At 50.7% G+C, this 26,287-nt stretch carries 20 protein-coding genes and 3 pseudogenes; 20 read left to right on the top strand and 3 right to left on the bottom strand.

Annotation, left to right across the window (positions count from 1 at the left end):
* Positions 1–391 precede the first annotated feature (391 nt).
* The 9 genes and pseudogenes from ACLJR2_RS09685 (at position 392) to ACLJR2_RS09645 (ending at position 7,141) form a co-directional block, all read left to right on the top strand.
* On the top strand, positions 392–1,126 hold the full coding sequence (locus tag ACLJR2_RS09685) for a transcriptional regulator (RefSeq protein WP_001005866.1): 735 nt from the start codon (positions 392–394) through the stop codon (positions 1,124–1,126).
* Positions 1,099–1,399: pseudogene (locus ACLJR2_RS09680) on the top strand (hypothetical protein). The gene ACLJR2_RS09685 and the pseudogene ACLJR2_RS09680 overlap by 28 nt, the downstream one beginning before the upstream one ends.
* Positions 1,400–1,900: 501 nt before the next feature.
* A pseudogene (locus ACLJR2_RS09675) lies at positions 1,901–3,475 on the top strand (EAL domain-containing protein).
* A gap of 99 nt (positions 3,476–3,574) precedes the next feature.
* On the top strand, positions 3,575–4,318 hold the full coding sequence (locus ACLJR2_RS09670; protein WP_000081377.1) for a transcriptional regulator: 744 nt from the start codon (positions 3,575–3,577) through the stop codon (positions 4,316–4,318).
* Positions 4,291–4,779, top strand: coding sequence for a hypothetical protein (locus tag ACLJR2_RS09665; RefSeq protein ID WP_000545423.1), 489 nt, complete (start codon positions 4,291–4,293; stop codon positions 4,777–4,779). Before ACLJR2_RS09670 ends, ACLJR2_RS09665 begins: the two co-directional genes overlap by 28 nt.
* A gap of 400 nt (positions 4,780–5,179) precedes the next feature.
* On the top strand, positions 5,180–5,704 hold the full coding sequence (locus ACLJR2_RS09660; RefSeq protein ID WP_000830237.1) for an Ail/Lom family outer membrane beta-barrel protein: 525 nt from the start codon (positions 5,180–5,182) through the stop codon (positions 5,702–5,704).
* A gap of 143 nt (positions 5,705–5,847) precedes the next feature.
* Positions 5,848–6,489: a helix-turn-helix transcriptional regulator gene (locus tag ACLJR2_RS09655; protein WP_000610827.1), complete on the top strand. Its 642-nt coding sequence runs from the start codon at positions 5,848–5,850 to the stop codon at positions 6,487–6,489.
* Positions 6,490–6,499: 10 nt separating this feature from the next.
* Complete coding sequence (locus ACLJR2_RS09650) at positions 6,500–6,724, top strand: membrane protein (RefSeq protein ID WP_000737127.1); 225 nt, start codon at positions 6,500–6,502, stop codon at positions 6,722–6,724.
* A 57-nt stretch (positions 6,725–6,781) separates the two neighbouring features.
* Complete coding sequence (locus ACLJR2_RS09645; protein WP_000722978.1) at positions 6,782–7,141, top strand: DUF4156 domain-containing protein; 360 nt, start codon at positions 6,782–6,784, stop codon at positions 7,139–7,141.
* A gap of 69 nt (positions 7,142–7,210) precedes the next feature.
* Here ACLJR2_RS09645 and mdsC read toward each other — a convergent pair whose 3' ends face one another.
* Genes mdsC through mdsA form a run of 3 tightly spaced genes read right to left on the bottom strand, consistent with a single transcriptional unit; the run spans position 7,211 to position 13,075 of the window.
* Positions 7,211–8,668, bottom strand: coding sequence for a multidrug efflux transporter outer membrane subunit MdsC (gene mdsC / locus ACLJR2_RS09640; protein ID WP_001533995.1), 1,458 nt, complete (start codon positions 8,666–8,668; stop codon positions 7,211–7,213).
* A 16-nt stretch (positions 8,669–8,684) separates the two neighbouring features.
* Positions 8,685–11,852: a multidrug efflux RND transporter permease subunit MdsB gene (mdsB, locus tag ACLJR2_RS09635; RefSeq protein ID WP_000673162.1), complete on the bottom strand. Its 3,168-nt coding sequence runs from the start codon at positions 11,850–11,852 to the stop codon at positions 8,685–8,687.
* Entirely contained in the window at positions 11,849–13,075 is a 1,227-nt protein-coding gene (mdsA, locus tag ACLJR2_RS09630; RefSeq protein WP_001254850.1) for a multidrug efflux RND transporter periplasmic adaptor subunit MdsA, read from the bottom strand. Before mdsA ends, mdsB begins: the two co-directional genes overlap by 4 nt.
* A 276-nt stretch (positions 13,076–13,351) precedes the next feature.
* On the opposite strand from mdsA, the gene golT reads away from it, so the two are divergent.
* From golT to ACLJR2_RS09575, 11 genes and pseudogenes are all read left to right on the top strand, one after another.
* Positions 13,352–15,640, top strand: coding sequence for a gold/copper-translocating P-type ATPase GolT (gene golT / locus ACLJR2_RS09625; protein WP_000083317.1), 2,289 nt, complete (start codon positions 13,352–13,354; stop codon positions 15,638–15,640).
* Positions 15,641–15,651: 11 nt separating this feature from the next.
* The gene (gene golS, locus ACLJR2_RS09620) at positions 15,652–16,116 is read left to right on the top strand and encodes an Au(I) sensor transcriptional regulator GolS (RefSeq protein WP_001020583.1); all 465 of its coding nucleotides are present in this window, start codon (positions 15,652–15,654) and stop codon (positions 16,114–16,116) included.
* A gap of 77 nt (positions 16,117–16,193) precedes the next feature.
* Positions 16,194–16,388: a gold resistance metallochaperone GolB gene (gene golB, locus ACLJR2_RS09615; RefSeq protein ID WP_001159470.1), complete on the top strand. Its 195-nt coding sequence runs from the start codon at positions 16,194–16,196 to the stop codon at positions 16,386–16,388.
* 291 nt (positions 16,389–16,679) lie between these two features.
* A complete protein-coding gene (locus ACLJR2_RS09610; RefSeq protein ID WP_000288502.1) occupies positions 16,680–17,933 on the top strand; it encodes an MFS transporter in 1,254 nt (417 codons plus the stop codon).
* Between the two features lie 188 nt (positions 17,934–18,121).
* Entirely contained in the window at positions 18,122–20,080 is a 1,959-nt protein-coding gene (locus ACLJR2_RS09605; protein ID WP_000910358.1) for a site-specific DNA-methyltransferase, read from the top strand.
* A gap of 9 nt (positions 20,081–20,089) precedes the next feature.
* Positions 20,090–23,062 (top strand): type III restriction-modification system endonuclease, encoded by a 2,973-nt coding sequence (locus tag ACLJR2_RS09600; protein WP_077684068.1) that lies wholly within the window; start codon positions 20,090–20,092, stop codon positions 23,060–23,062.
* A 276-nt stretch (positions 23,063–23,338) separates the two neighbouring features.
* Complete coding sequence (ssaA, locus tag ACLJR2_RS09595; RefSeq protein ID WP_000934834.1) at positions 23,339–23,440, top strand: small effector SsaA; 102 nt, start codon at positions 23,339–23,341, stop codon at positions 23,438–23,440.
* A 116-nt stretch (positions 23,441–23,556) separates the two neighbouring features.
* Positions 23,557–24,960: a cytochrome ubiquinol oxidase subunit I gene (locus tag ACLJR2_RS09590; RefSeq protein ID WP_000393711.1), complete on the top strand. Its 1,404-nt coding sequence runs from the start codon at positions 23,557–23,559 to the stop codon at positions 24,958–24,960.
* Positions 24,957–25,967, top strand: coding sequence for a cytochrome d ubiquinol oxidase subunit II (gene cydB / locus ACLJR2_RS09585; protein WP_000151047.1), 1,011 nt, complete (start codon positions 24,957–24,959; stop codon positions 25,965–25,967). Before ACLJR2_RS09590 ends, cydB begins: the two co-directional genes overlap by 4 nt.
* Positions 25,913–26,098, top strand: a complete 186-nt coding sequence (locus ACLJR2_RS09580; protein ID WP_305954967.1) for a DUF2474 domain-containing protein — start codon at positions 25,913–25,915, stop codon at positions 26,096–26,098. Before cydB ends, ACLJR2_RS09580 begins: the two co-directional genes overlap by 55 nt.
* Positions 26,017–26,209: pseudogene (locus ACLJR2_RS09575) on the top strand (hypothetical protein). The gene ACLJR2_RS09580 and the pseudogene ACLJR2_RS09575 overlap by 82 nt, the downstream one beginning before the upstream one ends.
* Positions 26,210–26,287: the final 78 nt, after the last annotated feature.

Raw genomic sequence — 26,287 nt, 5'->3', positions numbered from 1 at the left:
TCCGCGTCTGAATAGATAGACTATGTTGCAATACAAACCTGCACATTTTTGCTATGTAAAATCCGTATCAGTTAAACCTCCCGATGGATAATACGATGGTGAGATTAAGGTAAATTTTCTGAAATGTGCTTCTGAAACAGTATAATTAGTCTTACTTTTTTCTTACTTTTGGCCTTTCAGAAGTTTCCTGAGTTTGCGTTAAGGTAAAGAAAAGTGTTCAGATTTACCTATAACTGTTTGATTTGTAATGTGCAGGTAATACTTGTGTCAATTATTGTTTACTATAAGTGATACTTATAAGTTAAACTCAGGTTAATTAGGGGGCTGAATTCTTTTTTGAGCATGATAATATGTCGTCTGAATGATGGATGCAGTTACCTTTAGGATTGTCATGAATGAAAGTATATTTTTACTTGATAAGCGTGTTGTATTTGATAGTACGAAGATGACCTTATCGCATGGTAATGAGATAATCAGAATATCAGAAGCTGAGACCCATCTGCTTCTTGCTTTTTGGCATGGTCTTTACAAAAAAGAAGATATTATTCATTTTGTTTGGGAAAATCGTGGAGGCTGCGTCTCAGAATCAAGTTACTATAAACTCATTAATCAAATGAGAAATGATTTTAGTAGCATCGGTCTACAGTCATCTGACATCGTAACTCGCCCTCGGGTGGGGGTGTCGCTGTCTGTTGCCATTGAACCTATAAAAAAAATCACCTCCCTAAAGGTGAGTGATGAAAACGTTAAAGGCACCCCGACTCGGGAGAACATATTTTACAAAATTAAACGTCACAGCGTATTTGTGGTATTAACAGGAGCCATTCTTCTGGCATTGCTCTATGGTGTATTTACTATATATAAAGCGCCTGTTCGTAACAGCCCTGATAGTTTTTTTACATATCTTGGCGAATATAACGATTATGCAATCTATAAAACAAAAGAGGATAAGGTCACATTAAGTGAAGTAGTTTTTGCTTTTAACTCTCTAAAAATTAAAATTTACCGGCAAAATGGACGCCATCTTTATTATATCAGGGAGCCTAATATGAATATTTTTCTGCAATGCTTAAATCCTGTTGAAATGGCGGTGCCAAAATGTATTACAGTAAAAGAACGTTACTGATTATATTTGTAATATTTATCGCCATTGTCGCAATCGGATCGATAATAGCGCTTGAGTGGGTAAACCGTGACTCTTATAGAACCAATAATCTTATATGCACGACAAAATCAGAAGCGTATATTGAACCACGAAAATTGTACATGGATGGTGGACTTGTGCTGGATCTTAAATCCGGCAGGATTACCCTACACTACGATGTTACTACCGATACGAAAGAGAAACGGCTTTTTTTTCGTGATATCTGCATCAGCAAACTGCGCAGAACGGGTATGAAAACATTTACTTTTAAAGTCAATTCAGTTAAGACTTTTGAGTCTGATACTGCTGGCGATTTGTTTTCCTGGTTGAGACTGTTACAGCCTGGTACGATTAATGAGTTAAAGATGGTCAAAATTGGGAAAAATACCTACATGTTTTCGCTTAATCGGCATTTGTATAATGTGTGTACCACCAGTAGTAACGTTGAGTTGTAGCTAATAATCACTGTATTGATGGGAATTCGTTCCGTGATGGTTATGCCTCATCAGGCAGCGAACCTGGTATCAGGCTAACATATTGAATTTAGATATCTGCTATCGCTTATTTTAACGATAGTATCCTGCACCTGTTGGGTATTGATATTTTCTTGTCTATTTTCGGCACAGGGAGTGCCATCTTGCTATCATTAAGAACGTATAACCTATCTCTCAATATTGCTTTTCTATATTAATGTTACTTTAGTTATCCTATAAAAGCGTACAGTGGCAAAAGGAAGGCCGGTAAGAGGGCAATGATTTGAAAGTAAGAAAGCTATTTCTGATGTTGTTTATTGCCGTTCCACTGATCGTAATGATATTGGTGGGGTTACTCGCGGGTATCTTCCAGCTAAAACGAGATATCGCCGTCAGCGCCAATACGCTGCTGCGGTTTAGCGCGGATATATCTGCCGCCTCCTGGCAAGTCGCCGGAAAAGCCGCCAGACTGGCTGAGAGTTCCTGTACTGATACGCTGAAAGAACTGTCCAGAACGCGGGCCTTCACTCCTTATGTCCGTGACATTGGGTTTCTGGAAAATGGTGATATCACTTGCTCCTTTGTCACAGGAACCGAACGCTATCATTTTTCCCGGCTGGCAGGGCTTTCTTTACCTGCTTCTTATCCGGAACGGTGGTTGCGATCTATCGGTAGTATGGCCGAAGGACCCGATCGCCTTGTTGTGGTTTATGTGAAAAAAGTAGCAGCGAATAAAGCGGCTTTCGTCATTGTGGATTCGCAGTATGTCCAGGAGCTCATAGAGATATTGGCTGCAGAGAGAGCATCAGCCTTTAGCCTGACATTCGGCGCAGGGGAGGCGATTACCAGCGCTGCGACGTTGCGCGGTAAGGCGTTTTTAACGCAGCGGTTCACCTCAACCGATCACACTATCTAGCTGATGGTGCGAACCCCTTTCTCAACGTTATCGGCATACTGGTTACAAAACCTTTTTATTTTTGTTCCGCTGTCATTGTGTCTTTCTGTAGGGATGATGTTGTTCTACAGGCGCTGGTATTTAAAACGTTTATCTCTGGCCCGGGAGATTGCCAGGGGGATAACGCACAATGAGTTTACGGTACATTATCAACCTGTTTTTAACGTTAAACACGCTAGTTGCGGCGGCGTGGAGGCGCTAATGCGCTGGCCGCAACCGGATGGCCGTTTTATAACTCCCGATATTTTTATTACCGCCGCAGAAAATGAAGGCATGATTATTCCTCTCTCTCGTCATCTGTTCGAACTGATTGCTCATGACGCGATAAACTGGACTGTACCGGATGATTTCTATATCAGCGTAAATATATCGCCTGCGCATCTTATGGATGACGGTTTTATACAAGATATAGAGGCGCTCAGGACTCGTTTGGGAACGATAACGCTTATGTTGGAGCTCACCGAACGTAGCCTGATTGTAGAACCTTCACAGGTCGCGGAAAAACTTTCAACGCTCCGTGAAAAAGGCGTGTTAATAGCGATTGATGATTTTGGGACCGGCTATTGCTCACTCTCCTATCTCCAACAATTACCTGTAGACTATCTTAAAATAGACAGAACGTTTATCGATACCATTGATACCAGCAGCGATGATGTTCCTGTCCTGAATACTATCATTACGCTGAGTCAGCGACTGGGACTCAATGTGGTTGCCGAAGGGGTCAGTACCCAGCACCAATTGCGTTACATCTTAAGCCACGGGGTAGGATTCGTTCAGGGATTTCTTTATGCCAGGCCGATGGGGGCTAATGACTTTATGAGCTGGCTTGGCAAGTCGGCCCAGAGGCAAAATGGTTTGCTCAAGGGGGAAAACGAATCTGCGAGTGGCCTGGTGGCTGAATAATACAGGAGCTCGCTACGGAAAAAAATTCAATAGCGCGATATATCCTGGTAATATGTTTATGCCGTGAAGAAACGTGATAGCACTGGGGCGGATATTTTTATGAGTCAGAACAATTATCTGATTGACAAAAGAGTTATTCTTGATTGTGAACGAATGACGCTTTCCTGCGCCGGAGAGTCGATAACGATATCTGAATCGGAACGCAGTTTGCTTATCGCTTTTTATGAAGGCCTTTTTAAAAAAGATGATTTAATTAACTATGTCTGGGGGCGCAAGGGTGTCGTGGTCTCTGATGCCAGTTATTATAAACTGATTAACCAGCTACGAGGATCATTTGATAAAATTGGTCTTAAGGGGGCGTCTGTTGTGACTCGTCCTCGCGTGGGTGTTTTACTCTCAGTTTCCATTGAACCGTTGAGTGATGAGGCGCAAAATACGCCGTTGCCTGCTGTTGCTGAAACAGAAGTATCGACGGTTGAAGTGCGGCACGATGACACTATTATTACCCCAATACCGGGCGCTGTGAATAAAAAAGATTGGCTCTACTTTTGCCTGGCCGCGCTTCTGATGTTTTTTATGATGTATAAAGTTAAGGGTGAAAATATTGATTACTTTACCCTTCAGGGTTCGTATGATGGATACACTTTTTATAGTGTCGGGCATGATAAAACCCATCTGACGGATATCGTTGAAGCGTACTCTGAGATGAGTAATGAAATACATAAACAAAACGGAAAAATCATTTATTACATTCGCGTTCCTAATACAAATATTTTTGTCCAGTGTCTTAACCAACTTGATATAGCGGAGCCGAAATGCATTTCCATAAAAGAACGTTATTAAGCGTGGCGACGCTTGGTATGCTGGCTGTTTCAGTCGTACTGATGGTAGTTTGGGTACGAAACAGTAACCATAGTTCTATTAATACTAATGAATTTTTATGTACGACAAGAACAGTAACGACGATACAGCCTAAAGATATCCATGCCGATGGCAGTCTTGTTCTTGATTTTAAGATGAAGAGAATTACGCTTCAATATGAAATAAAAACAAAAGATAACGGTGTAAAAATATTATACCGGGACGTGTATATGAAAAATTTACATCGAACAGAGCCTGGTGTTTATACGTTCGAAGTATCCCAGGTAAAAGTCTTTGCCACGGACACGGCTGGCGATCTGTTATCATATTTACGGGTTCTGCATCCGGAAGCGGCTAATGAGATTCGAATATCTAAAGTGGGTGAGAAAACCTTTTTTTATTCTCTTAATCGGCAGCTTTATAACGTTTGTACCGCGCAGTAGATCTGAATGTTGTCTGAATGCGTCAGAAAGCGAGTTGCGAAATTGCCCTCCGCAAGGGTAAAGGTTAACTCAATAATCAATAAAATACATGAAAAACAATGAGTTATGAATTTTTTGCTCTTCATGGAGGTAACTGATACTCGCTGATAACCTCTCGCAGTCCGCCTGACGGATGCGATGCCAGGATCGGGTCTGAAGCAACTATGAATCCGCTATTAATAAAAAAGTAAGAACTCTGTAAGACTGATTTCATATCCATTATCGAATATATCAGGTTATATTACCTCCGCAGTTGGCATGACTGGTAATAAGCGCATTAGGTGCTGTTAATCTAAATGCTATTTGTGTGCCATAAGTTCCGGTACCGCCTTAATTATATATCAAAAATGGAGTGGTTTTAATGAAAAGACGGTCTTCGTTCCTTGTTTTTTTAGGTTTATTATTAGCGTCACCTTTAGCTTTGGCTAACGATCAGCACACCGTATCGTTTGGTTATGCACAAACTCATCTCAGTTCATTGAAAAATAGCGATAGCAAAGATCTGCGAGGCTTTAATTTTAAATATCGTTACGAGTTCAATGAGACCTGGGGGATGTTAGGCTCATTCACCGCGACGCGCAATGAAATGGAGAACTACACCTGGAAAGAGGGGAAATTGCATAAAAATGGTTCCGATTCTGTAGACTATGGTTCTTTGATGTTTGGACCAACATATCGTTTTAATGACTATGTGAGCCTGTACGGCAATGCGGGTATAGCGACGATGAAATTTAATAAACACTCAAAAGAAGACTCCTTTGCCTACGGCGCTGGCGTAATATTTAATCCAGTTAAGAGTATATCTATCGATGCATCATGGGAAGCCAGTCGTTTCTTCGCTGTGGATACCAATACATTTGGTGTCAGCGTAGGTTATCGCTTCTGACATTAAAATTATAAGCGTTACGTTTATGGCAAGGAATTAAAAATAATATGGCGCTGCTACAGAATAGGGATGGTTATGAGCGCTCAGGTAATCTTAAGAGGAAGATAAAACACTCACCGTAGCGTTATTCTATTGATGAAATTATGATAAATTCACTATCGGAACAACTTCCGTTAAAAACGATAGGTATAGTTTTAACGGATGATTATTATACTTATTTAGGCATCGCTTCACTCTTTGAGGATGGGAAGTGCTTTATGTTCCCACTCAATGGAGAATATAATTCGTGTCAGATATCAGCTAGCGAAGATATCATAATTATTATTGATGGACGAGTTTTGATTCAGGGGGTCTGGAAAGGTTTTAAGGCGCTCATGCAGCATTATCCACATGCTCGTCGAATCTGGCTCACGCGCAGAGATATTGGAAAACTTTATCCACATGGCTGCGATAGAGATCCTGATATCGATCCCGATTTGGCAAAGCCTGTTTTTATTGAGCATTTCATTAAATACGCTTGTGCAAACGAAGTAGCGGTCGGTGAACTTGCGCCGTTGACAAAAAAGGAGGAGGAGTTGTTATGGCACTTTTTATATAAAAAGTCGATGAGTCAGATCGCCAGTAGCTATGGCATGAGTCGTAAGACTTTGTACATTCATAGATTGCGTATCTGTCGTAAATATGGCTTCAAACGCTTTTTCCATTTGCTATTTATTTACCAAAGAAGTCGCCATATCTTCGCATCTAAAATTTGCCGTGTAGACAAAAACGCCGATCAGGCTTGAAGCAAAAAAGATGAAAAAGTTAACGATGAGAGAGTGTGAAAGCATCAATCCTACTATGCTGCTTGCCATTAAGATACTTATCTCGGCGCTTGACGAAAAAACAAAAATAAGGCTCAGAGAGCATATTGAAAAAACTGAACAAGAAATAGCCTCAAGCATACATGATAGCATCATGACAGAGACTTTTCTTCAGCAAATGAAAGACATTCGTTACATCTTAAATATAGTTCCTTGACGGCGTTCAGAAGCAAGAACGCGTTATTATTTAATGATTAATAGACCAGGTATTAGTATGAAAAAGATCTTAGTATGTTTCGTCGGCTTGGCTTTAACCGCATGTAGCGCTAATTCGTTGAATTATGGCGCTGAACAGGTACGGGTGATGACCAGCGAGCCAGGTAAGGAATGCAGCTACTTAGGGGATATCACGGGCAGCCAGGGGAATTTCTTTACCGGTGGCTGGACTTCCAACAGTAACCTGGAAACGGGTGCCCGTAACGATCTGAAAAACAAAGCTTATAAAATGGGCGGAAATACGGTAGTCCTGTTAACCCAGCGTGCAGGCCAGACAGGAAGTTCATGGCACGGTTCGGGCTCAAGCAAACAAACCAATGTCACGTTAAGCGGGAACGTTTATCGTTGCCCTCGTTAACCTTATTTTGCAGGCAATATATGCCTGTTTAGCGCGCGCGCCGCACTGGCGACGCGCGCGCTATTTGGGCTAACCTTGCTTTTTCTCGCTGTATTCCCGCCAACCGCCGCCTAATGCTTTATACAGATTAATGATATTCAGCTGTTGCATGAGCCGTGTGCGTACCAGGCGCTGTTGCGCGCCATAAAGCATACGATGGGTATCAAGCAGCGTAAGGTAGTCATCGACGCCTTCCTGAAAACGGAGTCCGGCCAGCTCATAGGCGATTTGACTGGCTTCAACCGCGCGTTGTTCTGATTGCACCTGGTCATTCAGCGTACGCTGTCCCGCCAGACCATCCGCCACGTCGCGAAAGGCTTGCTGAATAACGTTTTCATACCTGGCGATTTCAATCTGTTTTTGGACATGCGCCCTATCCAGGTCAGCGCGTAATGCGCCGCCGTGAAAGAGAGGCAAGGTGATTTGCGGTAGAAAACGCCAGCTTCCCGATCCCGGTTCAAAGAGTCCGCTAAGAGACGCGCTGGCCGTTCCCGCCGCGCCTGTCAGGCTGATGGTCGGGAAGAAGGCGGCGCGCGCTGCGCCTATCCGGGCGTTTGCGCCACGCAGCCTGTACTCGGCGGCGCGAATATCCGGGCGGCGTACCAGCAGATCTGACGGTAATCCGCCTGGCAGAGTGGTCGGGATCGCGCCTTCCGTAAGCGTGACCGCCTCGTTTAGTCGACGCGACAGTTCAGGCGTGAGCGGCTGGCCCAACAGCAATTCCAGCGCGTTACGATCCCGCGCCAACTGTCGCGTATACGCCGCGCGATTGATTTCCGCAGAACGCAGCGCGATCTCCGCCATACGCAGATCGAGCTGTGTGGCGTTGCCTGTCCGGGCAAGCTGGGTTGTCAATGTGTATGAACTTTTTTGCGCGGCCAGCGTATCTTCGGTTAAGCGCAGCAGCTCCCGGTCAGCCCGTAGCGTCAGCCAGGCGCTGGCGACTTCGGAAACCAGGCTCATTCGCGCCGCAATGTACGTCTCATCAAGCGCCATATAGGCGGCTAATGCCTGGTCGCTAAGGCTTCGCACTCGCCCCCAGAGATCCAGTTCCCAGGCCGTCGTCGCCCCAGCCATCTCGTAGCGTCGGTTAATCTCAGGCTCGTCCGTGACGCTGAGATCGGCGGGAGTGCGACCGGCGTCCATGGCGGTGGCGATGCCGAGCGTCGGCAGCATCTCCGCGCGCTGAATACGGTATAACGCCCGGGCGGCTTCAACATTGAGCCCTGCCTTGCGTAAATCCCGATTATTGCGTAACGCGATCGCAATCAGTTCCTGTAGAAGCGGATCGTGGAAGAAATCACGCCAGCCAATGTCAGCGGCATCCGGCGCGCCAGAAACGGTTGACGTTGCGTAGGGATAGACCATCGCAGTCGGCGATGCGGGGCGTTCGTGCTTCGGCGCCATCGTACAGCCAGCAAGCGTGGTGACGAAAGCAAGCGTCGCCAGCGTGGCGGTCTGCCGATAGCCTGTAAAAGTGATCTTCATTATGCCATTCCCATCATTATGCTTGCTGATCATGTGAATCAACGCGGTTCTCACGCTTTAATGCCATCCTGCGAACCACCACGTAAAACACAGGCGTCAATAACAGGCCGAAGAGCGTGACGCCCAACATGCCGGCAAACACGGCGATGCCCATCGCATGTCGCATTTCAGCGCCGGCACCCGTCGCGAGTACCAGCGGTACTACGCCTGCGATAAAGGCGAATGAGGTCATCAGGATAGGACGCAGACGCAGGCGGGACGCTTCCAGTACGGCGGTCAGCGGGTCTGCGCCGTCGTGTTCTTTGGCGCGGGCAAACTCGACAATCAAAATGGCGTTCTTGGCCGCCAGGCCGACCAGCACCACGAAACCAATCTGCGTAAAGATATTGTTATCTCCGCCAGATACCCACACGCCGACAATGGCTGAGAGTAATGACATAGGCGCAATAAGCAGGACGGCGAAGGGCAGCGACCAACTGTTGTACTGCGCCGCCAGGATCAGGAAGGCCAACAGCACCGCCAGCGCAAAGATAGCAAGCGCGGAGTTGCCGGCCTGTTTTTCCTGATAAACCAGATCGGTCCATTCGAAGACCATCCCTTCCGGCAACGTTTCACGCACGATCTTTTCAATCGCATCCGTCGCCTGTCCGGAGGAGAAGCCCGGAGCCGGTCCACCGCTAATATCTACCGAGGGGAAGCCGTTGTAATGGATGATTCTGTCCGGCCCCGACTGGCGCATAATCGTGACGAAAGCGCTAAGCGGGATCATCTCGCCCTTCGCATTGCGGACTTTAAGCAGGCCGATATCCTCTTGTTGCATACGGAATGGCGCATCGGCCTGCGCCATCACCCGCCAGGTACGGCCAAATCGGTTGAAATCGTTGACGTAAAGCGAGCCGAGGTTAATTTGCAACGTTTCAAAGATGTCGGTGAGCGATACCCCCATTGATTTCGCCTTTACCCGGTCGATATCCACCTGTAATTGCGGGGCGTTCGTCTGGAAACTGGCCAGCATATTGGCCAGTTCGGGCGTCTGCATCGCCTTAGACATAATCTCGCTTTGCACCTTTGTCATCGCTTCAAATCCCAGTTCCGCACGATCTTCAATCTGCAATTTAAAGCCGCCCGTCGCGCCAAGCCCTGGAACCGGCGGTGGCGGGAAGATGCCAATAAATCCGTCGGGAATGTGGCTAAATTTGTGCATTAGCTTTCCGGCGATAGCGTTAGCGGAAAGCGAAGGATCTTCACGCTCGTCAAAGGGTTTCAGCATGGCGAACATTAGCGCCGAATTTGGCACATTTACCGGGCCGTTAACCGACAGGCCGGGGAAGACGACGACGCTTTCAACGCCGGGTTCCGCCAGCGCGATAGCGGACATCTGTTTCACGACCGCCTCTGTGCGATCCAACGATGCGCCGCTTGGGAGCTGGGCGATGCCGACGAGATAGTATTTATCCTGCGCAGGCACAAACCCGTTCGGCACCTGATGGAAGCCAAGCCAGGTCAGCCCCACAAAGCCAGCATAGAGCACCATCACAATGACGCTGCCGCGCACGGCCCGACGGACGGCGCTAACATAGCGGTTCGACGCGCTGTCGAAGAAACGGTTAAAGCGATGGAAAAAACCGCCAGTGAACGTGCCCATCAACCGCGTTAGCCAGTCAGCCTTCGCAGTATCGTGGTGCGGTCTTAGCAAAATGGCGGCCAGCGCAGGGGAGAGCGTCAGCGAGTTAATGGCCGAAAGGATGGTCGAAATAGCGATGGTCAACGCGAACTGACGATAAAACTCACCCTGCAGGCCCGCCAGGAATGCGGAAGGGATAAAGACCGCCGTTAGCACCGAGGTAATAGAAAGAATGGGACCAGTGACTTCATCCATCGCCTTCTTTGCCGCCTCTCCGGGACTTTTGCCCTGCGAGATATGTCGTTCCACGTTTTCGACCACAACGATGGCGTCATCGACAACGATACCTATCGACAGGACCAAACCAAACAGCGAAAGCGTATTCAGCGAAAAGCCAAACAGGTGCATCAAGGCAAAGGTGCCGACCAGCGAAACGGGAACCGCCACCAGAGGAATAATGGACGCCCGCCAGGTTTGCAGGAACAGCACCACGACAAGGACGACCAGCACGAGGGCTTCCAGCAACGTAATCGCCACCGATTGTAGCGATGCGCGCACGAAGACCGTAGGATCATAGGCAATCCGGTATTCGATATCCTGCGGGAAGTTTCGCTGCAACTCATCCATTTTGCCGCGAATCGCGTTAGAAACGTCAATCGCATTAGCGCCCGGACTTTGAATAATCTGTAACGCTGGCGCCGCTTCGCCATTCAGTAAACTGCGCAGCGTATAGGCATCTGCGCCCAGCGTGACGCGGGCGACATCACGCAGACGCGTCACCTCGCCGTCAGCGCCGATTTTTACCACAATCTCGCCGAACTGTTCTTCGCTGGTCAGGCGGCCCAGCGTGTTCACCGTCATCTGAAAAGCGGCGGAGGCCTCCGGCTGTTGCCCGACGGAACCGGCGGCGACCTGTACGTTTTGTTCCCGCAACGCCGTAACGATATCACTGGCGGTAAGACCGCGGTTGGCGATTTTCGCCGGGTCCAGCCAGACGCGCATGGCGTACTCGCCCGCGCCCCAGACGAGAACATCGCCGACGCCGGGTAAACGGGCCAGCTCGTCGCGAACCTGCCGGATGGCGAAGTTAGACAGGTAAAGCGAGTCATAGCGTTTTTGCGGCGAGACAAGATGGACCACCATCAACATATCGGGTGACGTTTTCTCCGTTACAACGCCAATTCGCTGGACTTCTTCGGGCAGGCGAGGCAGCGCGCGGGATACCCGGTTTTGCACCTGAATTTGCGCCATATCAGGATCGGTTCCCTGTTCGAAGGCGATAGAGATAACCATGCGGCCATCAATGGCCATCTGGGTATTCATATACAACATGCCGTCAACGCCGTTGATCACCTGTTCCAGCGGCGCGGCTACCGTATCGGCAATCACTTGCGGGTTAGCGCCGGGGTAGCTGGCGCTAACCTGTACCGTGGGCGGCGTAACGGCCGGATATTCACTCAGCGGCAGTTTTAAAAAGGCGATAGCGCCAGCCAGCAGCATTAACAGCGACAGGACGATGGCGAAGATGGGTCGTGCGATGAAAAAGTGGGTGAATTTCATTGGCGCACCGCCTTCGACGCGCTGTCGCCGTCCGCTTTAGTCAATGTCGCGGTCTGTTTCTCGGGCATATTCTGCCGCATCGGCACCAGACGCGGCGCAACGGTCATGCCAGGACGCACCAGCCCCTTGAGGATGATTTTTTCTCCCGGCTGTACCCCCTGTGTAACGACGCGGAGTCCATCGACCATTTGTCCCAGCTCAACCGGACGATACTCCACCTGATTCTCCTTGCCGACGATCAGCACATAGTTTTTGCCCTGATCGGCGCTCACCGCCAGATCGTCAATTAGCACGGTTTCCCGCGGCTCGCCGATGGGCAAACTGATTCGGGCAAACAGGCCGGGAGAAAGCATTCCGTCGGGGTCAGGAATCACGGCGCGCGCCCGGATAGTGCCGGTGCTGCGGTTCATCTGATTGCCCATAAAGTCGAGTACGCCCTGATAAGGCAGCCCGTTATCGGTGGTTAACCCCATGTTGACTACCGGTGGATTTTTGTCGGAGCGGGTATGTCGTAACGCCTTCAGCCAGGTGGCTTCGTCAATATCGAAATACACATACATGGGATTGTGAGACACGATAGTCGTCAGAAGCGTGGCGTTACCCGCTACGCCGCCGCTGACCAGATTGCCACGGGTCACCAGTATGCGGTCAACGCGTCCGGCAATGGGCGCGGTAATACGGGTCCAGGAGAGTTCAAGGCGCGCTGCGGCGACGGCGGCTTTGGCCGATTGCATCTGCGCCTGTCGCGCATTACGCGTGGCGGTGACATCGTCAGCGTTTTTACGTGATACGGCGCCGCTGGCGACCAGTCGTTGAATGCGATCGAAATCCGCCTGCGCCTGGCGGGCCAGTACTTCAGCCTGACGTAATTGCGCGACGGCGGTGTCGAGGGCGACCTCGAACGGGCGCGGATCGATCTGGAACAGCAGTTGTCCGCGGCTTACCAGACGTCCTTCCGGAACGCTGACGGCGTCAAGGGTTCCTCCCACGCGCGAACGCAGCTCCACGGTCTCCGGCGCGGCCAGAAAACCGGTGAATTCCGCCGTAGGCGCGAGTGTACGGCTAAGGGCTTTAGCAACCGGTACCGACGGTGGAGGCGGCGCGCTGGCCGGTGGTCCGACGGCGTTGTCTTTATCCCATAGTGCTTCGCCGGCCATGTAAATCACGCCCCCGATGGCGGCGATGACGCCGGCTATCAACATAATTTTGAATGTTCTACGCATGTCGTTTCCCTCTTTACCGCAGCGTGTCGGCCATTCCGCAACGCTGCCGCAGAATTTTTGGCAAAGGCTAGGCGTTACAACGAAGGAAAGGTCAAGCGTTCCTGGCGGGTTTTTACGGGACGTAGGTCGGCATCGTGGCGTAAATGTCTCGCATCATCCTCTTTTATGAGCCATCTCACATTCTCGCTGAACCGTGCAGCCTGAATACGCTTGACCTTCCCACAATGGCAAGCTTTAGGCTTTCTGATACCGAATAGTCAGGATGGGGAAGTCGTCATGAGTCAGTCAGAAAATCGTCACGACACGATAAGCTTACTTATTGAAGGTATGACCTGCGCGTCGTGCGTCGCTCGCGTTGAAAAAGGTATTAAGGCTGTGCCTGGCGTAACGGACGCTACGGTGAATCTGGCGACGGAGCGCGCCACCGTCCGCGGGACGGCGTCGGCGGAGGCGGTGATCGCGGCGATTGAAAAAACGGGGTATGAGGCGCGACCGGTAGAGACGGTGGGGCAGGGCGGAGACGACTCTGAAGAGAAAAAAGAGGCCGAGCGCGTCAGGCTGAAGCGCGATCTGATTCTCGCCAGCGTGCTGGCGCTCCCCGTTTTTGTGCTTGAAATGGGCTCGCACCTTATTCCTGGTATGCACGAGTGGGTAATAAAAACGATTGGCCTGCAACAAAGCTGGTACTGGCAATTTGCACTGACCCTGTTGGTGCTGACGATCCCCGGTCGCCGTTTTTACCTTAAAGGGTTCCCGGCGCTGGCGCGTCTGGCGCCGGACATGAACTCGCTGGTCGCCGTAGGAACCGCAGCGGCATTCGGCTACTCGCTGGTGGCGACCTTTACGCCAGACCTGTTGCCTGAAGGGACGGTAAACGTCTATTACGAGGCCGCCGCAGTGATTGTCGCGCTTATTCTGCTGGGGCGCTTTCTGGAGGCAAGGGCGAAGGGGCGGACTTCCGAAGCGATTAAACGTCTGGTGGGGCTACAGGCGCGGGTCGCGCATGTGTTACGCGAGGGCCGCATCGTGGATATCCCTGTCGACGAGGTTGTGCTGGACGACTGTGTGGAGGTTCGGCCAGGCGAGCGGATACCGGTTGACGGCGAAGTGACCGAAGGCCGCAGCTTCGTTGACGAGTCGATGATTACCGGCGAACCGATACCGGTAGAGAAATCCGCAGGAAGCGCGGTGGTGGGCGGTACCGTAAACCAAAAAGGCGCGCTCACGCTGCGGGCGACCGCCGTCGGCGGACAGACCATGCTGGCGCAAATCATTCGTCTGGTGGAACAGGCGCAGGGTTCAAAACTGCCGATTCAGGCCGTCGTGGATAAAGTGACGCTGTGGTTTGTCCCGATGGTGATGCTTATTGCTGCGCTGACCTTTGTGGTATGGCTGGCGTTTGGGCCGTCGCCTGCGCTGACTTTCGCTCTGATCAATGGCGTTGCGGTTCTGATTATCGCCTGTCCTTGCGCGATGGGCCTGGCGACGCCGACCTCCATTATGGTGGGAACCGGTCGTGGGGCGGAAATGGGCGTGATTTTCCGTAAGGGGGAGGCGTTACAGCTACTCAAAGACGCTAAGGTGGTGGCCGTAGACAAAACCGGGACGCTTACCGAAGGCCGCCCGGTACTGACCGATCTCGACGTGGCCAGCGGCTTTGAGCGCCGTGAGGTGCTGGCGAAAGTCGCGGCGGTAGAATCGCGTTCAGAGCATCCGATTGCCCGTGCGATTGTCGTGTCGGCAGAAGAGGAAGGGATCGCGCTACCAGGCATGAGCGGCTTCGAATCGGTGACCGGGATGGGCGTATACGCTACCGTTGACGGTACGCGTGTTGACGTGGGGGCCGATCGCTATATGCGCGAAATTGGCGTGGATATTAGCGGCTTCGCCACCACCGCCGAACGGTTAGGGCAGGAAGGGAAATCGCCGCTCTATGCGGCTATTGACGGTCAACTGGCGGCGATTATCGCCGTGGCCGATCCGATCAAACCCAGCACACCCGCCGCAATTAACGCTTTACATCAGCTCGGGATTAAGGTCGCCATGATCACTGGCGATAATGCCCGCACGGCACAGGCTATCGCCAGACAGTTAGGAATTGATGACGTGGTCGCCGAGGTATTGCCAGAAGGGAAAGTCGAGGCGATACGGCGCCTGAAAGCGGCGTATGGGCAGGTGGCGTTTGTCGGCGATGGCATCAACGATGCGCCAGCGCTGGCGGAGTCCGACGTGGGGCTGGCGATTGGCACCGGCACCGATGTGGCGGTGGAATCCGCCGACGTTGTACTAATGTCCGGCAACCTGCAAGGCGTGCCGAATGCTATCGCGCTGTCTAAAGCGACCATCCGCAATATCCACCAGAATCTGTTCTGGGCCTTTGCTTACAATACGGCGCTGATTCCTGTCGCGGCAGGCGCGCTATTTCCGGTCTGGGGCATATTATTGTCCCCGGTATTCGCCGCAGGGGCGATGGCGATGTCGAGCGTGTTCGTGCTGGGCAACGCTTTGCGGCTGCGCCGTTTCCGGGCGCCGATGGCAACCCCATCCGACACATCCACGACATGAGGAGGAGCGTCATGAACATCGGTAAAGCAGCTAAAGCATCGAAAGTTTCGGCCAAAATGATTCGCTACTATGAACAGATTGGTCTGATTCCCGCGGCAAGTCGGACGGATTCCGGCTATCGGGCCTATACCCAGGCTGATGTTAATCAATTGCATTTTATACGCCGCGCGCGCGACCTCGGTTTTTCAGTTGCTGAAATCAGCGACTTACTGAATCTTTGGAATAACCAGTCGCGGCAAAGCGCTGACGTCAAACGCCTGGCGCAGACGCACATTGATGAACTGGACAGACGTATCCAGAACATGCAGCACATGGCGCAAACCCTCAAAGCGCTGATTCACTGCTGCGCCGGCGACGCGCTGCCAGATTGCCCCATTCTGCATACGCTTGGACAACCTGACGATAGCGAGCCGGAGGCGCGTACCGGAGCGGTATTGCGCCGTCCTCGTCGCCACGGACTGGCAAAGCGTCTGTAAGTACTGAGATTACGCTTGACCTTCCAACACTGGCAAGGCCCAGACTGGCAACAGTTCCCACACAAAAGGAGTTCACCATGCAGTTCCATATTGATGACATGACCTGCGGCGGCTGCGCCAGTACGGTAAAAAAGACGATTCTGACTCTCGATGCTAATGCGACGGTGAGAACTGACCCGGCGACGCGTCTGGTTGACGTTGAAACGTCGCTATCCGCGGAGCAGATTGCCGCCGCCCTGCAAAAGGCCGGTTTCCCGCCGCGCGAGAGGTAATCGTCAATGGCGATCGGTCTGGCGACAGGCCGGTCGCGATACGCTAGCCACGCTTCGCTTTCCTTTGCATGAGATAATCCCCATAAAAACTGTGACAAATCATGTGCCAGTAAGCTTTGTTAATAATATGTAATGATTTGTCTATTTTTGCTAACATTTTACCTGCTATATACAAAAAGATAACAAATAAGTAGCGCAACGCTACCTTGTTACGTCGCTTTGACGACGGGTGCGCTCCAGCGTTTCGCCGCTTCAAAGCTTGATGTTATTTTTTGATGCAGGACACTACCTATGTACACCCCCCTGAACTGGACGACGACACAACGACATGTGGCGTTTGCCAGCTTTACCAGTTGGATGCTGGATGCGTTTGATTTCTTTATCCTTGTCTTTGTACTTAGCGATCTCGCCGAATGGTTTCACGCTTCCGTATCGGACGTTTCCATTGCGATTATGCTGACCCTGGCGGTACGTCCCATTGGCGCGCTACTATTTGGCCGAATGGCGGAAAAGTACGGACGTCGACCGATACTGATGCTCAATATTCTGTTCTTCACGGTGTTTGAACTGCTTTCCGCCTGGTCGCCCACCTTCATGGCATTTCTGATTTTTCGGGTCATGTACGGCGTGGCGATGGGCGGGATATGGGGCGTCGCGTCATCACTGGCGATGGAAACCATTCCCGATCGTTCGCGTGGCCTGATGTCGGGCATTTTTCAGGCGGGCTATCCCTGCGGCTATCTGTTCGCCTCGGTTATTTTTGGCCTCTTCTACAGTATGGTAGGCTGGCGCGGCATGTTCCTGATTGGCGCCCTGCCTGTTGTCTTGCTGCCTTATATCTGGTTTAAAGTGCCGGAATCCCCCGTCTGGCTGGCGGCCAGAGCGCGTAAAGAGAATACCGCGCTGCTTCCTGTTCTGCGCAAACAGTGGAAGTTGTGTCTGTATCTGGTGCTGGTCATGGCGTTCTTTAACTTTTTCAGTCACGGCACGCAGGATCTCTATCCTACCTTCCTGAAGATGCAGCATGGTTTTGATCCGCATCTGATCAGTATCATTGCGATTTTTTATAACATTGCCGCCATGCTCGGCGGTATTTTCTACGGTACGCTATCGGAACGTATTGGGCGTAAAAAAGCGATCATGATCGCCGCCTTTCTTGCGCTTCCGGTACTCCCGCTATGGGCATTTTCCAGCGGATCATTCACGATTGGCCTGGGCGCGTTCCTGATGCAGTTTATGGTGCAGGGCGCCTGGGGTGTCGTGCCGACCTGGCTAAACGAGCTGGTTCCGGCGAATGCGCGCGCCGTGCTGCCAGGGTTTGTTTACCAACTCGGTAATTTACTGGCGTCGGTTAATGCGACGTTACAGGCCCGCATCGCGGAAACGCATGGTGGAAATTACGGGTTGGCAATGGCGATCGTGGCTGGCGCGGTGGCTATTTTAATCTGTGTATTTGTGGCATTTGGTCGCGAGACCCGGGGAGTCGTCATCTCCGGTACAGATAGCGACGCCCTCCCGGAGTCGGCCATCGGTCATCGCACGTAAACACTACGCTCCTGGCGCATACTGTCGCCGGGAGCACGCCTTCCCCCCGTCGTTTTCACGCCCTTTCAACGAACAACAAAGGTTAATGATGGCATCTGCCTTTCGTGACCATTACAATCATCGCTTACTTTTTTCTTTATAAGAAATTGATTGTTGGACCTTAAAATTGTCAACGGAGCGAAGATATCATGTTGAAAGATAACCAAAAACACAACGAGTCTGTTGCCCCGAATAGCGCCTTTCTGTCTGAGTTACAACGTGCATTACCGGAATTTTTTACCGCCGATCGCTATAACGAGCAGGGCGAACTGATCGCGAAAGGCGGATTTGATCTCGCCAAATTTGAGCGCGCGCTGAAAGCGCGTAATATTGATGAGCTGACTAGCGGTTATCAGATTGATTTTATTGGTAAAGATTACGCAAAAAAACAGGCGGGTGAAAAATCCGTTACCGTTATCGTTCCTGACGTGGAACACAATACTCTGGCAGAAAATAAAAACAGCCATAATCTTTTTCTGACCGGAGATAATCTGGATGTGTTACGCCATCTGCAAAATAATTACGCCGATACCGTCGATATGATCTATATCGATCCCCCTTATAACACCGGATCGGACGGGTTTGTCTATCCCGATCATTTTGAATATAGCGATCGGGCGTTGCAGGATATGTTTGGTCTTAATGATACTGAACTGGCACGTTTAAAATCCATTCAGGGTAAATCGACGCACTCCGCGTGGTTATCTTTCATGTATCCGCGTCTTTTCCTGGCCAGGAAGCTCCTGAAAGATACCGGGTTTATTTTTATCTCTATCGACGATAATGAGTACGCCAATCTTAAATTAATGATGGATGAGATTTTTGGCGAAGGCGGATTTGTCACCAATGTGATGTGGAAGCGCAAAAAAGAGATTTCTAACGACTCTGATAACGTTTCCATCCAGGGGGAATACATTCTTGTTTATGCCAAAACCGGTCAGGGCGCTTTACGTTTAGAACCGCTTTCTAAAGAGTATATTCAGAAATCCTATAAAGAACCGACCGAACAGTTTCCAGAAGGGAAATGGCGCCCGGTGCCGTTAACGGTGTCAAAAGGGCTGAGCGGCGGCGGCTATACCTATAAAATTACCACACCGAACGGTACGGTACACGAAAGACTATGGGCTTATCCTGAAGCCAGTTACCAAAAACTGGTGGCCGATAATCTGGTCTATTTTGGCAAAGATAACGGCGGTATTCCCCAGCGAGTCATGTACGCGCATCACAGTAAAGGGCAGCCAACGACCAATTACTGGGATAACGTAGCGTCGAATAAAGAGGGGAAAAAGGAGATTCTGGATCTCTTCGGCGACAACGTTTTTGATACGCCGAAACCGACCGCATTATTGAAGAAAATCATCAAGCTCGCTATCGATAAAGACGGCGTCGTTCTGGACTTTTTTGCCGGTTCCGGCACCACGGCCCATGCGGTGATGGCGCTGAATGAAGAAGATGGGGGGCAGCGCACGTTTATTCTGTGTACTATCGATCAGGCATTAAGCAATAACACTATCGCGAAAAAAGCAGGTTATAACACTATTGATGAAATCAGCCGCGAGCGAATTACACGCGTTGCGGCGAAGATCCGCGCCAACAATCCCGCGGCCAATAGCGACCTCGGTTTTAAACATTATCGTTTTGCCACTCCGACACAGCAGACGCTGGACGATCTGGATAGCTTCGATATTGCTACCGGCCATTTTATCAATACCAGCGGTCAACTGGCCGCTTTTACCGAGTCAGGATTTACCGACATGATCAATCCTTTTTCCGCCAGAGGATTGGGCGTGCCGGGCGGCGCAAGCGGCGAAGAGACCTTATTAACGACATGGCTGGTCGCCGATGGTTATAAAATGGATATTGACGTACAGGCCGTTGATTTTTCCGGCTATTGCGCCAGGTATGTTGATAATACGCGCCTGTATCTGATTGATGAACGATGGGGAACAGAGCAGACCCGCGATCTTCTCAACCACATTGGTACGCACCAGCTTCCGGTTCAGACTATTGTCATTTACGGCTACTCTTTCGACCTTGAATCCATTCGTGAACTGGAAATCGGCTTAAAACAGCTTGATCAAAAAGTGAACCTGGTGAAGCGTTATTAAGAGGGGATGATGATGAATATTTTACTGGAAGAACTTCCCCATCAGGAACAGGCGTTAGCGGCGATTCTGGCGAGTTTCACCGGTATCGATCACGCGCAGGCCGATCATAATCACTATGCTAATCCGCTGATTAAGGAACGTTACGACGATAAGGCCAATATTGACGTTAAAATGGAGACCGGGACGGGCAAAACCTATGTCTATACCCGATTGATGTATGAACTGCATCAGAACTACGGCCTCTTCAAATTTGTGCTGGTGGTGCCGACGCCAGCCATTAAAGAAGGCGCGCGGAACTTTATCACCAGCGATTACGCCAGACAGCATTTTTCACAGTTCTACGAAAATACGCGGATGGAACTTTGCACCATTAACGCCGGTGATTTTAAAGTAAAGTCGGGGCGTAAAAATTTTCCGGCCCAGTTATTAAGTTTTACTGATGCCAGCCGTCGTGATAGCCATACGATTCAGGTTTTGCTGATCAATGCGCAAATGCTCAATTCCGCCAGTATGACGCGAGACGATTACGATCAAACGCTACTGGGCGGGCTGACGTCGCCTGTTAAAGGGCTGCAAATGACGCGACCGGTGGTCATTATTGATGAACCGCATCGTTTTGCGCGAGATAACAAATTTTATCGAGCGATTCAGGCTATTCAGCCGCAAATGATCGTCCGCTTTGGCGCTACCTTCCCGGATATTGTCGAAGGTAAGGGTAAAAATAAATGTGTACGTAAAGATTACTATCGCCGGCAACCGCAGTTTGATCTCAACGCGGTGGACAGTTTTAACGATGGTTTGGTGAAAGGTATTGATATTTATTACCCGAATCTCCCCGAAGAACAGGCCAACAATCGTTATATCGTTGACAGCGTCACGGCAAAGAAATTAATCCTCCGACGGGGGAGCAAAATTGCCGAGGTTGGCGTGGGCGAAAATCTCGCCGATGTCGATGCAGGATTTGAAGGCAGTATCGAATATGCCGGCAGTAAAATGTTGTCGAACGATCTGGAGCTGGAGGCAGGGATGGCGCTGGTGCCAGGAACCTTTGGCGCGAGCTACCAGGAACTGATTATTCAGGACGCCATTGATAAGCATTTTGACACCGAGCAGGCAAATTTCTTACGCAGCAATGAGCCAGAAAATAATGCCCCGCGTATTAAGACCTTAAGCCTTTTCTTTATTGACAGTATTAAAAGCTATCGTGATGACGAAGGCTGGTTGAAAGTCACTTTTGAGCGTTTGCTGAAAAAGAAACTGACGCAACTGATTGACGATTATCAGCGCAAGACCCTGCCGCGAGAAGTGGAGTATCTGTCGTTTCTGCAGGCCACGCTCGCCAGCCTGCACTCGGATAACCAAAACGTCCACGCTGGTTACTTTGGCGAAGACCGTGGAAGCGGCGATGAGGCGATCCAGGCTGAGGTAGATGATATTCTGAAAAATAAAGAGAAGTTGCTCAGTTTTTCAGACCATCACGGCAACTGGGAAACGCGCCGCTTTCTGTTTTCAAAATGGACGCTTCGCGAAGGCTGGGATAACCCGAATGTTTTTGTCATTGCTAAATTACGTTCTTCCGGTAGCGAGTCGAGCAAAATTCAGGAAGTGGGGCGCGGCCTGCGGCTACCGGTAGATGAAAACGGCCATCGCGTTCATCAGGAAGAGTGGCCGTCCCGACTGTCGTTTCTGATTGGTTATGATGAAAAAGCGTTTGCCAGTATGCTGGTTGATGAGATTAATCGCGACAGCAAAGTTCAGCTTAACGAGCAGAAACTGGATGAGGCGATGATCACTCTCATCGTCACCGAGCGGCAAAAAGTCGATCCTGCGTTTACGGAGCTTCGTTTGCTGGAAGATCTGGATGATAAAAAACTGATCAACCGGAGTAATGAGTTTAAACCCAGCGTCACGCTTAACGGGGAAACCAAAAGTGGTTTTGCGTGGCTACTGGAGTTCTACCCTGAGCTGACGCAGGCGCGGGTGCGAGCGGATCGCATTCGTGACAATAAGCCCGCCTCCCGGCTGCGAGTCAGGTTACGCAAAGAGAATTGGGAACAACTTAGCAGTATCTGGGAGCAGTTTTCCCGCCGTTATATGCTGCAATTCGAGCGTAGCGGCGCTTCTCTGGAACAAATTGCCGCCGAGGTGCTGCGCGATCCGGCGCTGTATATTCGCCAGAAGCCAAGCCAGGTGCAACAACGGCTGGTATCGAATGAAGATAATGGCCGTTTTGAAGTGGCGCAGCGGGAAGGCGAATTAGCCGCCAGCGAATTTATGGCGGGCATGAAATATGGCCATTTTCTTAAGCAACTGGCGTTACGCACCAGTCTGCCGGTTAACGTCCTGCACCCGGTGTTAATGGCGATGCTGCGTGATGTTTTGCACGGAGATTCACGCTATTTAAGCGAGATCTCGTTGGACAATATGACCCGCGCATTACAGACGCGGATTAATGCGCATTTTGCGCAGCGCCACGATTATCTGCCTCTCGATTTTCAGGCTTCAACGTCGGTATTTGATTCCACGGCACGGCAGTTCAGAGAGGAGATTAGCGCTGAAATTGTGGGGAAAAATGTGGACGAGAATGCGATAGACGATCCCCGTTCTCTCTATCAAATACCGCCGTTGCGTTATGACAGCGTCGATCCAGAATTGCCGCTATTAAAATACGATTATCCGCAACAGGTTTCTGTGTTTGGCAAACTGCCTAAGCGGGCCATTCAGATCCCCAAATATACGGGAGGCTCTACTACGCCGGATTTTGTGTACCGTATTGAGCGTCAGGACGCCGACAGCGTTTATTTACTGGTTGAAACTAAAGCAGAAAATATGCGCGTAGGCGATCAGGTTATTCTTGATGCGCAACGTAAATTCTTCGATATGCTGCGTCGGCAAAATATCAATGTCGAGTTTGCGGAAGCGACCAGCGCGCCGGCGGTATTTTCTACGATCAATGGCTTGATTGAGGGGAAGGCAAACTAACGGATTTGAATGAACCTTAACGGTTATCTTTTTGATAGACCATATAAAATGGCCGCCGCGCAGCGAGCGTTGCGGTCATTCTCCCTGTGCTAATCCCCCGTCCCGTAAACCGCGTTGACTTGAAGGTTATCGTTTTACGTCTATTCTTAACTTTCAGCTAAGCGTATTTTGCTGAAATTGCAAATAGTCTTGAGGACGCTGTTTTTTTGTTTTGCCGTTATTTTTATAACGGCCAGGTAGATATTGCCAAGTGAATGTAACTAAGGGAGACATGTTATGCTAAATAGATACTACCGTTTCGCTGTCGAAAAAGACGACCCCTCCGAAGCGCCAGAGTCGGGCGATAAGCCTGACAGCCAGCCGCAAAAAAAATCGTAATTTATCTGGATATTCCCCGACGTTTATACGTTTGGGGAAAATAACCGTTTCGTTTCAACCTGGTTGCGAACAGTGAATATTTTACACGAAGTGACTATATATAAACGGGAGGGAACATGGAGTTTGATGCCTTCTTTTTAGCGAGACTCCAGTTTGCCTTTACCGTCTCTTTTCATATTATTTTCCCCGCGATTACGATTGGCTTAGCCAGTTACCTGGTGGTACTGGAAGGTCTATGGCTAAAAACGCGTAATCCTGTCTGGCGCTCGCTCTATCAGTTCTGGCTCAAAATTTTTGCCGTCAACTTCGGGATGGGCGTGGTCTCCGGTCTGGTCATGGCTTACCAGTTCGGAACGAACTGGAGCGGTTTCTCCCAGTTCGCCGGCAGTATCACCGGGCCTTTATTAACCTATGAAGTGCTCACCGCATTCTTCCTGGAAGCGGGATTCTTAGGCGTGATGCTTTTTGGCTGGAACAAAGTCGGGCCGGGCCTGCATTTCTTGTCTACCTGTATGGTGGCGTTGGGTACGTTAATGTCGACGTTCTGGATTCTGGCGTCTAATAGCTGGATGCATACCCCGCAGGGATTTGAAATTCACAACGGTCAGGTGGTCCCGGTGGACTGGTTCGCGGTGATTTTCAACCCGTCGTTCCCGTATCGCCTGTTGCATATGTCCGTTGCGGCGTTTTTAAGTAGCGCGATGTTTGTCGGCGCGTCCGCAGCCTGGCATTTACTGAAAGGTAACGATACGCCGGCTATCCGCCGTATGTTCTCGATGGCGTTATGGATGGCGGTCGTGGTGGCGCCCGTTCAGGCATTGATTGGCGATATGCATGGCCTTAATACTCTGAAGCATCAGCCGGTCAAAATTGCCGCGATTGAGGGGCACTGGGAAAATACGCCCGGCGAGCCAACGCCGCTTACGCTGGTAGGCTGGCCGGATATGGAGGCGGAACGGACCCGCTATGCGCTTGAGATCCCGGCGTTGGGCAGTCTGATCCTGACGCATAGCCTGGACAAACAGGTGCCTGCGCTAAAAGATTATCCCAAAGAGGATCGCCCCAACTCTACCGTGGTGTTCTGGTCTTTCCGTCTGATGGTGGGCATGGGCGTACTGATGATCTTCCTGGGGCTGGCCAGCCTGTGGCTACGCTACCGACGCCGACTGTATCATTCGCGGCCCTTTATGCACTTTGCGCTGTGGATGGGGCCGTCCGGGCTTATCGCCATCCTTGCCGGATGGGTGACGACTGAAGTAGGACGTCAGCCGTGGGTGGTCTATGGCCTGCTGCGAACGCGTGATGCGGTTTCCGCGCACAGCACCTTGCAGATGAGCATCAGTTTGCTGGCCTTCTTTGTGGTCTATTCCCTGGTCTTTGGGGTTGGCTATATTTATATGATTCGCCTTATCCAGAAAGGGCCGCAGCCGGCGGAGACACCGACCGCTGAAACCGATGGCAGACCCGCGCGTCCTATCTCTGCCGTGGGAGAATCGCTTGAGCAGGAGAAACGCGAATGACCATCGATCTTCCGGTTATCTGGTTTGCTATTATCGTGTTCGCCACGCTGATGTATATCGTGATGGATGGTTTCGATCTGGGTGTCGGTATCCTGTTTCCGTTTATTCGCGATAAACACGATCGCGATGTTATGGTGAACTCGGTCGCGCCGGTATGGGACGGGAACGAAACCTGGCTGGTGCTGGGCGGGGCCGGGCTTTTTGGCGCGTTCCCGTTGGCCTATGCCGTCATCACCGACGCGCTGACTATCCCGCTGGTGGTTATGCTGCTTGGTCTTATCTTTCGCGGCGTCGCTTTTGAATTCCGTTTTAAAGCCACCGAGTCGCATCGCGCGTTCTGGGATAAATCCTTTATCGTCGGGTCAATCCTGGCGACCTTTGCCCAGGGGGTTGTGGTGGGCGCGGTGGTGAGCGGTTTTCAGGTGGAAGGGCGAACCTTTAGCGGTTCGCAGCTTGACTGGCTGACGCCGTTTAACCTGTTCTGCGGCGTCGGTCTGGTTGTCACCTACGCGCTGCTGGGCGCTACCTGGCTGATTATGAAAAGCGAAGATCCGCTGCATAGCCGGATGTGCGCACTGTCGCGCCCGTTGTTGATCGTCTTGTTGCTGGTGATGGGAGGCGTCAGCGTGTGGACGCCGCTCACCCACGACGACATCGCCGAGCGCTGGTTCACGCTGCCCAATTTATACTACTTCCTGCCGGTGCCTGTGCTGGTGCTGGCTTTTAGCGTCTGGCTATGGCGCAGCGTGAAAAAACCAGAATCCCATGCGCGTCCATTTATTCTCACGCTAGGGTTGATTTTTCTGGGGTTCAGCGGGTTAGGCATCAGTATTTGGCCGAATATTATTCCACCGGATATTTCGCTGTATGCCGCCGCCGCGCCGCCGCAAAGTCAAAGCTTTATGCTGGTTGGGGCGCTGATAATCATCCCGATTATTCTGGCTTATACCTTCTGGAGCTACTACGTCTTCCGTGGAAAAGTGCGACATGGAGAGGGATATCACTGATGGTTAAAGTGAAAAAATGGTCGCGGCGAGTCGTATGGATGGTCGCGATATGGTGCGCCAGCGTGCTTCTGCTGGCGGGCGTCGGAATGTTATTCAGACTGCTCATGACCTCCGCAGGATTTCGCTCCTGACTGATACCCCCCGGACGCGCTTTCATCTCTCGCGAAAGCGCGTTTTTATCGACAGATCGGCGTTTATCGATCACCTTTGCTCGCCTTATCTCTTCCCTCAATAGCGGTTGATAATTATTCTCATCTTTATTGTCGTTCCCGGGCCGCAGTGATATGGTTACACAGTGGCTAACGCTCTGGTATAACGCA

The sequence above is a fragment of the Salmonella sp. SAL03688 genome (assembly GCF_046551895.1).
Classification (GTDB): domain Bacteria; phylum Pseudomonadota; class Gammaproteobacteria; order Enterobacterales; family Enterobacteriaceae; genus Salmonella; species Salmonella enterica.
Note: the sequence above shows the minus strand (reverse complement) of the source record. Positions and strands in the feature narration are given on the sequence as shown.

Excerpts from the sequence above, each read along its gene's own strand:
- ACLJR2_RS09685 (WP_001005866.1), top strand. The coding sequence starts at position 392 with ATGAATGAAAGTATATTTTTACTTGATAAGCGTGTTGTATTTGATAGT.
- ACLJR2_RS09670 (WP_000081377.1), top strand. The coding sequence starts at position 3,575 with ATGAGTCAGAACAATTATCTGATTGACAAAAGAGTTATTCTTGATTGT.
- ACLJR2_RS09665 (WP_000545423.1), top strand. The coding sequence starts at position 4,291 with ATGCATTTCCATAAAAGAACGTTATTAAGCGTGGCGACGCTTGGTATG.
- ACLJR2_RS09660 (WP_000830237.1), top strand. The coding sequence starts at position 5,180 with ATGAAAAGACGGTCTTCGTTCCTTGTTTTTTTAGGTTTATTATTAGCG.
- ACLJR2_RS09655 (WP_000610827.1), top strand. The coding sequence starts at position 5,848 with ATGATAAATTCACTATCGGAACAACTTCCGTTAAAAACGATAGGTATA.
- ACLJR2_RS09650 (WP_000737127.1), top strand. The coding sequence starts at position 6,500 with ATGAAAAAGTTAACGATGAGAGAGTGTGAAAGCATCAATCCTACTATG.
- ACLJR2_RS09645 (WP_000722978.1), top strand. The coding sequence starts at position 6,782 with ATGAAAAAGATCTTAGTATGTTTCGTCGGCTTGGCTTTAACCGCATGT.
- mdsC (WP_001533995.1), bottom strand. The coding sequence starts at position 8,668 with ATGAAGATCACTTTTACAGGCTATCGGCAGACCGCCACGCTGGCGACG.
- mdsB (WP_000673162.1), bottom strand. The coding sequence starts at position 11,852 with ATGAAATTCACCCACTTTTTCATCGCACGACCCATCTTCGCCATCGTC.
- mdsA (WP_001254850.1), bottom strand. The coding sequence starts at position 13,075 with ATGCGTAGAACATTCAAAATTATGTTGATAGCCGGCGTCATCGCCGCC.
- golT (WP_000083317.1), top strand. The coding sequence starts at position 13,352 with ATGAGTCAGTCAGAAAATCGTCACGACACGATAAGCTTACTTATTGAA.
- golS (WP_001020583.1), top strand. The coding sequence starts at position 15,652 with ATGAACATCGGTAAAGCAGCTAAAGCATCGAAAGTTTCGGCCAAAATG.
- golB (WP_001159470.1), top strand. The coding sequence starts at position 16,194 with ATGCAGTTCCATATTGATGACATGACCTGCGGCGGCTGCGCCAGTACG.
- ACLJR2_RS09610 (WP_000288502.1), top strand. The coding sequence starts at position 16,680 with ATGTACACCCCCCTGAACTGGACGACGACACAACGACATGTGGCGTTT.
- ACLJR2_RS09605 (WP_000910358.1), top strand. The coding sequence starts at position 18,122 with ATGTTGAAAGATAACCAAAAACACAACGAGTCTGTTGCCCCGAATAGC.
- ACLJR2_RS09600 (WP_077684068.1), top strand. The coding sequence starts at position 20,090 with ATGATGAATATTTTACTGGAAGAACTTCCCCATCAGGAACAGGCGTTA.
- ssaA (WP_000934834.1), top strand. The coding sequence starts at position 23,339 with ATGCTAAATAGATACTACCGTTTCGCTGTCGAAAAAGACGACCCCTCC.
- ACLJR2_RS09590 (WP_000393711.1), top strand. The coding sequence starts at position 23,557 with ATGGAGTTTGATGCCTTCTTTTTAGCGAGACTCCAGTTTGCCTTTACC.
- cydB (WP_000151047.1), top strand. The coding sequence starts at position 24,957 with ATGACCATCGATCTTCCGGTTATCTGGTTTGCTATTATCGTGTTCGCC.